Annotated in this window: 9 protein-coding genes; 4 read left to right on the forward strand and 5 right to left on the reverse strand. The window is 37.9% G+C overall.

Going from position 1 to position 12,356, the window contains the following annotated elements; translation table 11 throughout:
- Nucleotides 1-16: 16 nt before the first annotated feature.
- The 5 genes from H5120_RS14500 to H5120_RS14520 form a co-directional block, all read right to left on the reverse strand.
- Nucleotides 17-1,429 carry a BNR-4 repeat-containing protein gene (locus tag H5120_RS14500; RefSeq protein ID WP_182675217.1) on the reverse strand — a complete coding sequence of 471 codons (1,413 nt, stop codon included), beginning with the start codon at nt 1,427-1,429 and terminating at the stop codon, nt 17-19.
- Between the two features lie 160 nt (nt 1,430-1,589).
- Nucleotides 1,590-2,987 carry a BNR repeat-containing protein gene (locus H5120_RS14505; RefSeq protein WP_182675219.1) on the reverse strand — a complete coding sequence of 466 codons (1,398 nt, stop codon included), beginning with the start codon at nt 2,985-2,987 and terminating at the stop codon, nt 1,590-1,592.
- Between the two features lie 152 nt (nt 2,988-3,139).
- A complete protein-coding gene (locus tag H5120_RS14510; RefSeq protein WP_182675221.1) occupies nt 3,140-4,615 on the reverse strand; it encodes a sulfatase in 1,476 nt (491 codons plus the stop codon).
- Nucleotides 4,616-4,714: 99 nt separating this feature from the next.
- Nucleotides 4,715-6,118: a sugar porter family MFS transporter gene (locus tag H5120_RS14515; RefSeq protein ID WP_310735981.1), complete on the reverse strand. Its 1,404-nt coding sequence runs from the start codon at nt 6,116-6,118 to the stop codon at nt 4,715-4,717.
- A gap of 117 nt (nt 6,119-6,235) precedes the next feature.
- Nucleotides 6,236-7,699 carry a sulfatase gene (locus H5120_RS14520; protein ID WP_259397842.1) on the reverse strand — a complete coding sequence of 488 codons (1,464 nt, stop codon included), beginning with the start codon at nt 7,697-7,699 and terminating at the stop codon, nt 6,236-6,238.
- Nucleotides 7,700-8,081: 382 nt separating this feature from the next.
- Here H5120_RS14520 and H5120_RS14525 point away from each other — a divergent pair, with 382 nt between their 5' ends.
- From H5120_RS14525 to H5120_RS14540, 4 genes are read left to right on the forward strand one after another with little or no spacing between them, the layout of a single operon-like run.
- Entirely contained in the window at nt 8,082-8,999 is a 918-nt protein-coding gene (locus tag H5120_RS14525) for a DUF4861 family protein (protein ID WP_182675224.1), read from the forward strand.
- 10 nt (nt 9,000-9,009) lie between these two features.
- Nucleotides 9,010-9,324: an L-rhamnose mutarotase gene (rhaM, locus tag H5120_RS14530; RefSeq protein ID WP_182675226.1), complete on the forward strand. Its 315-nt coding sequence runs from the start codon at nt 9,010-9,012 to the stop codon at nt 9,322-9,324.
- A gap of 15 nt (nt 9,325-9,339) precedes the next feature.
- Nucleotides 9,340-10,758: a cellulase family glycosylhydrolase gene (locus tag H5120_RS14535; RefSeq protein WP_182675228.1), complete on the forward strand. Its 1,419-nt coding sequence runs from the start codon at nt 9,340-9,342 to the stop codon at nt 10,756-10,758.
- Nucleotides 10,759-10,781: 23 nt separating this feature from the next.
- A complete protein-coding gene (locus H5120_RS14540) occupies nt 10,782-12,242 on the forward strand; it encodes a tetratricopeptide repeat protein (RefSeq protein ID WP_182675230.1) in 1,461 nt (486 codons plus the stop codon).
- The last annotated feature ends 114 nt before the right edge of the window (nt 12,243-12,356 follow it).

Below are 12,356 nucleotides of genomic sequence, written 5' to 3' on the forward strand. Positions count from 1 at the left end.
TAGATGACTATTAACTCTAATGATCTACTTCAGACTTTAAACGCTGAATAGGACCATTATCACCTAGTAAGTAAACTTTTCTATTGGCTTTACCTTTTTGCTTTTCAGCCACCACCATCCTTGCATCTGGATGCCCGTCATTGATGATTGAAGTAATCGCCCAATTAGAATTTGTGCGTCTAATTAATTCATCACCTTTGTTGAAAGTAGTGCCTCCATCTTTGCTATCCCAATAAGAAATTACACCATCACTACCCTCTTTTGATTCAAGAATAAAACTTACTTCTTGTGGGGCTTTAATAATAAAATCCCCTCGTGTATCTTGATTGCTAGTAACAGCACTTGAATCAACTGCGCTATTTAAGATCCATTTTGAGCCATTCCAACGAATATGCGTCGTTTGCTTGGGCCCGCCTGTTTTCATGCCTATATCTTTGCCGATATTAGTTGCTAAATGCGGGTAGCCGCTAGAGTCTAGGTGAACAGTACCATTAAAGGTCCATTTATCACCCGTATTCAAAGCAAGTGTTTTTTCATCTGCAATTTCACGAGTAATTGGAAGTGGAAGCTGTTCACCTTTTATGTTGCGCCATTCGTCATTTTTAGTATCAAATGTCATGTAGTAGGCATTATGTCGTTCAGTTGTATGACCTCGCCCATTAATACCTGCTTTCCCATCCCAGCAAACATGGTAATCGTAGCCAATTATAATTTCATCATTTCTTCCTTTTTCAACCCATGCATACCAGCTATCAACTGCTTTAATGTCATCGCGTCTTTTATGCTTTAAAAATGAAACTGGTTCTTCAAATGTACGGCCGTGGTCGGTTGATTTTTGATATACCCAATCACTTCGGTGCGCTCCATGCCTATAAAATAAATAAATATCACCATTATCCATTTTTACTGCTTGGTTATAAGTACCAAATACAGGTATGGTGTCTAGTTCTTCCCAGCTGCTAATGTCAAAAGGCTTTTTTGTAACTGCATGAATATTTCTACCATAGTGAATATTACCCAATGGATTTTTACCATGTTTAGGCATGCCTCCATGACCACCAAAAAATACATGAACATAGCCTAAATCATCCATTAATATGGTTGGTTTGCCATGATTGTCTATTTTTTTCCTCGATGGGTCTTTACCCATATCGCTTACACCGGCTTTGTAAGGTCCCTTCCATTCTTTAGTTTTGTGATTGTAAGAAGCTACATAAGGATCTTCTAATGGACCTTGGTAAGAAACATAAGTTATTCCGTCACGGTATACACCTGCTGGATGCTGAACAATGGCTAAAGGGTTACCAATTGCATTATCAGCAAAGTAATCAACATAGTTCTCATTCTTTGGTTGATTATTACTACAACCAGTTAAAAGTATTGCAGCGCATGTTGTCATTACACTGAGTGGTTTGATTATTTTTTTCATTATTGTTACCTGTGAATTAACCGCTTAGGTGCTAAGTTACTTAATTATTTGTGTGTATGAGTGATAATGATTTAATGTGGATGAAAATGCAAGTTAATGATTGATTGAGGTAAAAGCCCCCACCAAAATTTGATGAGGGCACAAAAGCCTAAAATTTAATTTACTTAATCTGGCTTTCATCAATTCCAGTTAATGTAAGTACACTCGGTTGGGAAATATACGGGTGAGCACTGTCTCTATTTCCTGGTTGATTTAACCAAGACAAATAAAACTTTTTACCAAAGGCTGAAGAGTCTCCCTTGCCCTCAAATACCTGGCTTTCTAATTTAATAGCCTCTTTATTGAACGAATAATGAGGGTTAGCTGCTTTTATTGCGGCATTGATAATAGGGGGATAAATATCGGCATGTTCAACGCTTACTGTCTCCAAGCTTTGCTGGTTTAATATAAAGCGCATTACTTCATCGTTTCGTCTTACTAATACCCCAATATTATTATCCGCTAGTAATTCTGGAGCATACGGCCTAACCTTAAAGCGGCCTAATGATCCATGACCGCCAAAGTCCCACCTAAACCCTTTCCAATCACTAATCCTTACAGTCTTCCAGGCTGCTCCGTCTTTACGTGCAACATAAACTTGAGTATCGCCATTTTCATCGTACTTATGATATGAAATGATAGGTTGCTTATTATGATCAAACCCAATTTTTACATTCCCATTAATCATTCCACCAAAGGGTGGGACAGGGTCAACAACTTCAGCACTTTTAGCAGTAATAGGTAACGAAATATCTTCACCGTTTGAATTCTGCCAATTGATTAGGTCTTCGCTTTTTGCATAAGACAGGCTGTGATTAGTCGCCGCATTTGGTGTATTGCGCCATACCCAAATTAAATGGAACATTCCATCAGGACCTAGTGTAGGTCCTTCGAAATAACCACTCATTTTACCTTCGCCATCTAAGAAAGTATTGGCGTGTAACCTGCTCCATAACTTCGATTGGGCATTATAAATGTTGTAAATTTCGCTACCATTGCCACTTCCACCATCTCGATATTTGACGATAAGTTGATCTTGCTTGTTACGAAGGAATACTGGATATGTCATTCTTTTTTCAAGTGAATTTTCCGTCATGACAGGCACACGCTTAAGAGAGCGAACATTCAATGGTTCTGACATACGAAAGTACTCAAGTGGATCAGCATGCATATTACCCATTACATGAAGGTAACCTTCAGAATCAAGTTCCATAGTGACATAGTTATGACTGTCCCACCCTAACCAACTATCAACTTTATAGTACCTCCATTTACCACCTAACTGCCTATGTGCCACCGTCATTTGACGATTTGCATCATAATAAGCAACAAACTGTTGTTTGCCTCGAGTTAGTAAGTAAGGTTTAATTCTGTGCCCAGACCATACACGATCTACCGCTATTGAAGTAACTGCTCGATCTTGTTGACGTGATTGCGATGCAAAACTGATTAGAGCAGTTAAAAAAACTAAGCAGCAAACAAACATATATCTAGTTTTAAGGTTACGCCTTGAGTGCATAATGAATCTCTCTAAAATTGAAATAGATTTACTAAATTTGATATCTATTTATTTAAGCTAAAATATGGGGGACAAACCCAGATATCACCTCAATATAAGCTTCTGCGATTCTGAGTTTACTATCTTATTATGTGAATTGACTTTCAGCCCGTTTACCATTCTTTAATTTGCGGTAGCTTCTCCGCAATTAACTGCTGGTTAATGACCGCATCATATTCATGGTTAAGTTTTGTCGGAATATCAGCACCTATTCGCTTTTGCCATGTTTGCAGCTTTATTTTCAATTCCGCTACTTTGCTTGGCTTTTCGCTGGCAAGGTTATTCTTTTCAGCTAAGTCATTGGTTAAGTCATATAACTCAAAATCATTATTCTCAAAGTATTGGATCAGTTTCCAGTTACCACTTCTAATCGCGCTCCCCGGACGCGTTCTAAACAGTGGATCTTGCCCTTGGTCGGTTAGCCCATTATGAGCCTGTAAGTAAATAGGGAAATGCCAGAACAAATCACGCTCGACAATTCTTTTTTTACCTAATAAGTGTTTCGTTAAATCAACACCATCTAATACTTGGTTAGGCTGTTTTGATTTAGTGATATTAACTAAAGTCGGATAAAAATCTGCATTAATTACTGGAGTATGATCAAGGCCAGGTTTAACTTTTTCTGGCCAACGAATAATTAATGGTACGCGTAAACCGCCGTCATAATAAGAGCCTTTACCGCCGCGAAGTGGCGTAGGAAAAGACGTCATGCGGTAACCACCATTATCGGAGGTAAAAATAACAACGGTATTATCGGCTAAACCTTCAGACGATAACATTTCAAGAATTCGACCAACATTATCATCCATGTGTTCAACCATAGCTGCATAGGTTGCTTCTCGCTTACTTCTTATGCCCTTTTTATGATACTTATCTACTTTATCAATAACAGCTTGATAAGGAGTATGCACTGTGTAATAAGGCACATAAGCAAAAAACGGTTGGTCTTTGCTTGATTTAACCCAGTCAATCACCTCGTTGGTTAAGCGATCGGTTAAATACTCACCTTCAGGGCCATCTTCAATGTTGGGTAATTCGTATGGGCTGAAGTAATGAAATGTCATACCTTGGTGACTACCGGCAACATTTATATCAAAACCTTGTTTATCAGGATCTGCGCCTAAATGCCATTTCCCAAAAGTACCAGTGCTATATCCTGCAGTTTTCAATGATTCCGCTATGGTAATCACATCTGTACTAAGCCCACGCTTATTCTTAATCGGGATTAACTTTCGCGTCTTCTCATTCCCTCTGGCCGAAGGGGACACCGTATAAACGCCATGACGGGGACCATATTGACCAGACATTAAAACAGCGCGACTTGGTGCACAATTAGCAGCCCCCGCATAAGCCTGATCAAAACGTAAACCTTGTTTTGAAAGCTCATCAATATTAGGTGTCTCAAACAAGTCGGTTGTTTGGTTGTAACCTACGTCAGACCAACCTAAATCATCAACTACAATCATTAAAATGTTTGGTTTTTTCGGCGTAGATGCCTGTGATAAATCAACAGCAGAAGCATTAGCTTTTCCACCACAGACACTCAATAGCAATGCGCATAAAGACATGGATATAGTATATAATTTCATGTTTTTCCTAGATTATAATTAGCCAACTATAAATTCTGTTTCAGGTAAAGAGTGGGAATTTTACTTCATTCGCCCCACACTGTTGCACCAAATACAAATTTAGCCCTGCATATCCTCTAACTCTTTACCTTTTGTTTCATGTAAGAACATAAATACAAATACCACCGAAATGAGTGCACAAATCGCATAAAAACCATACGCTCCAGCGAGGCCAACACCAGTTAGCATAATAGGGAATGACCATGTTATTAAAAAATTAGCAATCCACTGTGCAAAACCTGCAACAGCAAGACCTGAACCTCGGATTTGGTTAGGAAACATCTCGCCAAGCATTACCCACATAACAGGCCCCCAAGACAAGTTAAAGAAAAAGACATAAGCATTTGCAGCGACTAAAGCTACAATTCCTTGTTCGCCTAACTCTAAGTTACCCAACACCCCTGTTTCTGCGTTTAAAAAAGCATAAACCATAGCTGCAAGGGTCACAGTCATACCTATAGATCCAATCAGTAGAAATGGCTTTCTACCCACTTTATCAATAAAGTACATAGTGACGAATACCGCTAAAATACTTACCACTCCGCTTATTATATTAATAAGTAATGCATCAGACTCGGTAAAACCTGCCGCCTGCCAAAGTACAGCTCCGTAATAGAAAACAACATTAATACCCACTAATTGCTGAAAAGTGGCCAAGCCAATACCTATCCATACAATTGGACGCAATTTATTTTTAGACTTGTCAATTAAGTCAGAAAGTTTTGGCTTATGTTTATCAACGGCAAGTGATGCGACAATTTCATCATGCTTTGATTGAGTAGAGTCAGCTCCATACAAACGAGTCAATACGATCATAGCTACTTCTGTTTTTCCAGCCATAATTAAATAACGTGGACTTTCTGGAATAAAAAATAACGCAATAAAAAATAAGCTAGCAGGTACTAGTTCAACCCAAAACATCCAACGCCATGTCTCTAGATCCAGCCAAAATAATGCTGTTGACCCACCGGCACTATTTGCTAAAAAATAATTACTAACAAAGGCACTAAACAACCCGAAAATAATGGCAACTTGTTGCAACGTAGACAGCGTACCTCTATATCGTGCTGGTGCAATTTCACTAATATAAGCAGGCGTCATTACAGATGCAGCACCTACCGCCAAACCGCCCAAAATTCTATAAATTACAAACTCAAATGATGTATCAGCAACGCCTGATCCCCATGCACTCACAATAAACAAAATTGCAGCAACAATTAATATGAGACGACGGCCAAACTGATCGGCCAATTTACCTGCAGTAAAGGCACCAATAGCACAGCCAATTAACATACTCGATACGTTAAAACCCGTGCCTGCACTGCTTGAACTAAAAGCCGTTTGTAAGCCATCTACAGTACCGTTAATAACACCGCTATCAAATCCAAACAAAAAGCCACCAATGGTTGCTACAAAGCAAACCAAAACGATTAATAGTACATTTTCTTTATTATTCATAAATATCCATAGTGTGTGTTGTTGTTATTAATACAGATTTTGAATAGTACGTAAGCTGTAAATATTAGCCTTGATAGCTATTCGAGTTTATTAAACTTGACTCTCTTTTCATTAATTCAAAATCTAAAATGTGTCTAGCGCTTTTTTGGTCAACTCAGAAAAGTATGGGTTGCCGTTATAATTTGAAACAACGGACCACTTTGCATTTTCTTTGGGTAGAAAGCCAATTAAGCGTTCTTTAACTAGTTTGTATTCATTTAGATTAGCCACGTTGTTCCACTCATTTTTGTCATTTTCATGGTCATATAGTTCTTCACTTCCATCCTCATAACGAATATAACGATAACGCTCTGTTTTGACCGCGTGGTTATTCGGCCCATAAGTCGTTATTGCTGCATGCTCCCACTGTGCATTGGGCTTCCTTAGCAAGGGTGATAAATCCTGCCCTTCATTCAAAGGATTGTCGGGCAAACCACATATTTTGATCAATGTAGGATACAAATCCAATAAACTAACAGGGCGGTTACTCACTTGTTTGGTCGAAGACTTTGGCGGTTTGATTATCAACGGGGTTCTAGTGGCCCTTTCCCACAGAGCCATCTTAGCAAATTTACTTTTTTCACCTAATTGATACCCATGATCGCCCCATAAAACCACCGCAGTGTTTTCTGCATACTGGCTATTTTCAAGAGCGTCAAGAACAGTCCCAACACACGAGTCTACAAACGAAATACTGGCTAAATAAGCTTGTACCATATTCTTCCATTCGTTATTGTCAATTGCCCACTCAGTGGTAGGCATCATAGGTAATTCGGTTACCGCTTTGGCAATGTCTGGCACATCATTTAAGTCACCTTTAAAATAAGGCGGTAACTCAAGTTCATCTAATGGATGCATATCAAACCATTTTTGTGGTACATGCCAGGGAACATGAGGACGAAGAAACCCTCCTACCATGAAAAAAGGTTTATTGTGTTCTGTGCTTAACTGCTTGGCTAGCCACTGTGCCGATTCGAAATCAGGCATTTGCTGATCAGATTCTGGAAACGCTCCCCAATCGGTATTAGTTCTAGGATCATGCCATTTCATTCTCTCTGGAGGGTAAGGACCAAAACCTTTTTGCCGACCACCATAATTATCAAAGCTACCATCAGCTACTTTCTTATGAAAAACCTTGCCTACCGCGGCAGTATAATAGCCGTGCTGATTGAAGTATTCGCTTAAAAATATTGATTGACTCGCTTTATCGTTAGCAGACTTAATGTCATTGTCTTCAACATGACCATAAATACCTGTTGTAGAGGGAGCTAGACCAGTCATAATGCTGGCGCGTGATGGCCCACACAATGGTGCAGGTGCGTGGGCGTTAGTGAACACGGTGCCCATATTGGCTAAACGGTCAATATTGGGAGTTTTAGTATTAGCATGCCCGCCTAAAGGGCCAATCCAATCATTTAAATCATCAATAATAAGCATTAATACATTTGGGTATTCTTTTTTTAATTGTGCTAACCAATTGAATTCACATCCAGCTAAAGATGCTGCAGCTATACTAGCGCTACTAATAAGAAAATTGCGTCTGTTCATAATGAGCTTTCCTTAACTTTTCTTTTTCAATCCAGCTTGATTTAGAGCATTAAAGATACATTCAATTGCAAGATCGGTCAATATAGTGCAATATCAATCATTGCAGTTCAATTGGTTATGTTGTTTTTATTAGGAGTAACTCATATGCGGTCTGATTTTAAGAAAAATACAGATGAAAAATCACATGCGCGTTTGGATAAGAAAAACATTTATATAATTGCAGTATTAGTTATTACTGCAACGATTAATGTTATTTATTCCATTCCATAGGGGAAGTCACCATCTTCAAGCACTAACGATTACTAGCGAATAAGCTGGTTGAAAGTATTTTCTTAGGTAATAAAACTAACTGTCATAAAGCACACAACTTATAGGAATCACGATGAATAAAAAACTCAAAGAAAAAAAGTCACCTTTGCTTCTTTTAGCAGCAAGCTATTTAATTTTATCTGGATGCGCTAATGAAAGTTCATCTACTACCCAAAGTCAAAGTGTATATAAAAGTGAAGTTAAGGCTTACGCTAAGTTTGTGCCTAAAAGACAAGATGACTTTGCTTGGGAAAACGACAAAGTTGCATTTCGAGTGTATGGCCCTGCAGCACCATTAAAAGGACATGCCAGTGGCGTTGATGCTTGGCTCAAAAAAGTCGATTATTCAATTATCGACAAATGGTATGCTGAAGCATTTAATAAAACTGGCTCTTACCATACAGATACTGGCGAAGGTTATGACCCATACCATGTAGGTATTAGCCGTGGTGTCGGTGGCTCAGCCATATGGGTTGATGGAAAAGACTACACAGCACATAACTATAAAAGCTATAAAATCCTTACTAATGGCCCAGATAAAGTAGTATTTACTCTCGAGTATGAATTTGAAACCCCCCTAGGCCTGGTAAATGAATCAAAAACCATTTCGTTACCGATGGGTTCAAACCTATATCAAGTAAATTCTGAGTTTAAACTAGATGGTAAACCAGCCTCCCTTCCAATTGCTATTGGTATTACAACTCACGATGAAAAAGCGACTGTATCCCACAATGAGCAGACTGGCAGAATTTCAGCATCTGAAACGTTTGATTCAATGGCTTTATGGACAGGTATTGTTATAGAGCCAAATAAAGTAACAGATATTAAACACATAGCTAAAGAAACAAAGGATGAAAGTCATATTTGGCTTCTAACTAAATCTGAAAAAAATGGCTCAATTGAATATTATGCAGGATTTGCTTGGGAAGCTGCCGGTGAAATAACAACGCAAGCGCAATGGCATAGTTACCTAGATAACTTTAATAAATAAGGACATTAACATGGAAAAAATTGCATTTACGATGACTCTACTACCGGGTCATGAAGCTGAATATAAAAAACGCCATGACGAGATTTGGCCAGAGCTAGTCATAGAGCTAAAAAATGCAGGTGTTTCTGATTACTCAATATTCCATGAGCCATCATCAAACACACTCTTTGCTGTTTTGAAAAGAACAAATAATCACACGATGGACAACTTACCACTTACACCAGTTGTTAAAAAGTGGTGGGCATTTATGTCTGAAATTATGGAAACAAACTCTGACAATTCGCCAGTTGTTACACCTCTCCAACAAGTATTCCACTTAGACTAAAATAAAGGAGTCGTTATGCCACATCGCATTTGTAAGGTTCTAGTACTAGCCACAATATGGATAATATCACCGTTCAGTTTTGCCGATATTAAACACGGTTTAAGGGATAACGATGGTAGGCATATGATCCCTAGAGGCTATGTCATTAATACCAATGACCATGCAGGTGCGGTGGACTTTAACCCTGAAGACTATTTAAGAATGGTAAGAATGGGTGCCAATGTTCAAGTTATTCGACTTGAAATGGGTAAATTAAGTGAATTTGGCGACAACACGTTTAAACCTGAATATTTAGCCAGAGTTAAACGCGCGACAAAGCTAGGCCGCGAGGCTGGTATTAAAACTGTTTTTAAAATGACTGTGTATGGTGCTAAAGGCTTTTCGTGGGAAGATTTATATCTAAACAAAAATAACGAACAAAAAACCTACATCAATGCTTGGAAGCATGTATGGGAAGCATTTAAAAATAATGATTATGTCATTGGATATGATTTAGTTAATGAACCTCGTAAAAAAGATATGGACATCTCTTACGATAATTTAACCAACCAATATTTGATCCCACTATATGAAAAAATTATCGATGCTGCTATTCCATACAGCGACAATAAGCAGTTTCTAATACAAACTATTTTCATGAATAAAGGCGATGCCATCAACAAAAACCAATATGCGGAAATAACAAAGAAAATAGATCGTAAAAATATTATATTTGCACCACATATATACCAAGAAAATTTAGATTATATAGCCCCTACAATGGAGCGGTTTGATAAAGAATCTAATTTATTAGATGCTCCAATACTTATTGGTGAGTGGGGGTTTCCTACCCTTGTTACTACCGATAACTCCGTCAAAGAGCAACTCAATTATATTGAGTTTTACATAAAAACGGCTGAAACTTTCGATGAAATGGGGGTTGGCTCTATTAAAGCATGGTTTCTAGGCAATCGTAGTTATCAAAACTTCTTACCTGGAGGCCCTTCCACATGGGCTATTTTCAGTGATGAACAAGCAATTGGTACTGTAGAAAGAAAATATATAACTGATATTATTGCACGCCCATACCCACAAATAATTGCTGGTGCCATCAAAAACTTTAAATTTCACTTTGCCACACGCACTTTAGATTTAAATATCACAAGTGATAATGCTAAAGGGGTTTCACGTATTTTTGTTGGTGCAGATAGACATTATCCAGATGGATTTACTGTCTACATTGGCGATGATCTCATTATGAGTAAAAGCCCGATAAAATCAGGCTTAGAAGTTCATAGCTCAAGCGAGGATACACAACCAAGTGAGGTTATTTGGGATAATGATAAGCAGCAACTAATTTTACTATCATGGCCTAAAAATAAAGCAAAAATTAATATCAAAATTAAGCCCGGAATATACAAGACCCCGGATCCAACAGTAAAAATAAGCAAATAACACTCACAACAGTGGCTATCATTATGGTAAATATGATGAAGATAAAAAAGTGGCTGTTATTAGCCGCAGCCGTGCATGCCTCAACTCTAATGGCTGCTGATATTCTTAAAACAGACAGTTACTTCACAACCCAGCAATATGATTTAGCAAAGGCTGGCTATATGGAAGCAGCGAAGCTTGGTAACCCGCATGCATATTATCAGCTAGCAAGAATGTACGCGAAAGGCTTAGGAGTGGAACAAGATGTTATTAATGCCCTTATTTACTACTCTTTGGCGGCAGAGTATGACTATTTTAATGCACAAAAAGTCATAGATAACACGTTAGCTAAACTCCCAGCAGAGTCAAAAGCTACTTTTATAAAAGTAATGAATGATTATAAAAGTAAGCTTGGAAAACAAACTATTGATGCCAACTATTTTCCTATTGTTCTACAAAATTCATTATCTACAAAAATTACTTTTGATGGCCGTGAAAAATTAAAACGCACTTTCTATAGTGAAGACTTTATGGGAGATTCAATTGCTAACTTGAATAACTTAGCCATCGAGGAAGGCGGTAATGAAAATACCACTTATATGTCTACCCCTAACGAACCTTATCTAATCTTAGATATTGATATTGCTGAAGATGGTTCGATTCGTAATTATTTCGAGGTGCAAAACATGGGTGGCTCTGCTGAAAGGCTCATTAACGAGTTTATTCTCTTCCCTCAGCCAAAACCATCTATAAATAATCAACATACAAGTTTTGTTCACAGAGTATTTCTTGGTGCAGCAGTTTATTCAAAATCAATCTTGATTGATAAAAGTGAACATATGTATGCACAAATATTACGCACATCGAAAACATTAAAACAAGGGACGACATTAAACGATCGATATCAATACGCGATGTCATTATTAAACTTTCCTTGGCTAACATCAGAGCCCCAAGAGGCTGAACAAAAATTATTAGCTCTAGCAAAACTAGGTCACCCTAGTGCTATGTATGAGTATGGGATGTTACTGTATAGAGAGCAACGCAATATCCCAGAAGCAATTAATTGGATATCCCAATCAAGCAAATATGGCCTTATTCGCGCTGAGTTTCGTTTAGCCATGATTTTAAATACGAGCCCTTGGGTACAACAAGATAAAAGCAAAGCGTTATTTTGGTTTTCATCCGCAATGAATAAAGGCGATATAAATGCGTCTATTAGAGCCATTGATATAAAGCTTAACGCCAAAGACAAATCCTTAATTGATGTAGAGTCTGCCGTGCAAGATTTGAAGAATATTGAATACCAGCATGGTAATAATCCTGAGTACTACTATTTATTGGCGCTGTCTTATCGTGATAGAGAGGCTAGAGACTTTAGCCAGTTTGTTAGAAATATGCGTATCGCTATTAATCGAGGTAACTCTTTAAATTGGCTCACTAGTGAATGGCAAGAACTATTAGATAAGTCAACTGTTGGTAACGTTTATATCAATGACAAGTAGCGCATTCAAAATTATGACCATCTAGGCTACATGTCCTGATGGTTTATCATTTCATCAACTGCAGAAATAAATTTTTCTAAAAAATTAAGCCTATAAAAAGCAACTTAACAGGTA

This window comes from Pseudoalteromonas sp. SR43-2 (genome assembly GCF_014163885.1).
GTDB lineage: Bacteria > Pseudomonadota > Gammaproteobacteria > Enterobacterales > Alteromonadaceae > Pseudoalteromonas > Pseudoalteromonas distincta.